Source organism: Roseivirga sp. E12 (assembly GCF_017592825.1).
Classification (GTDB): domain Bacteria; phylum Bacteroidota; class Bacteroidia; order Cytophagales; family Cyclobacteriaceae; genus Roseivirga.
Map to the genome: position 1 here is coordinate 1 of NZ_JAGFMD010000034.1, position 320 is coordinate 320.

1 protein-coding gene is annotated in these 320 nt (G+C 43.4%); it reads right to left on the reverse strand.

Annotation, left to right across the window (positions count from 1 at the left end):
- Window positions 1-320, reverse strand: a 320-nt coding sequence (locus tag J4E76_RS20790) for a hypothetical protein (protein ID WP_208506720.1), incomplete at both ends; no start/stop codon positions are given.

Genomic DNA, 320 nt, shown 5'->3' on the forward strand with positions numbered 1-320 from the left:
TCTGAGGTACCAGACTCAGTTGAAAACTCAGCATTAGACGACCGATACTCACCATTGCTATCAAAGCTAATAAGCAAGGCACCCGACTGTAAATCATAACCCGCTTCATCATTCATATGCAAGGTGAAGGTTCCTCTCCTATGAGAATCACCATTTCCCTGATCCACTGTCAAAAAGTATTCAGAACCAGAAGTCAAACCTTCCACCGAAAATCCCATGTCCGAATTGCCATGAACGTGATTTGTGCTACTCACCTCAGTGCCTTGATCATCGAATAAGGCTAGTCTATGGTATTGTCCATAACCTTCAGAACCATACGT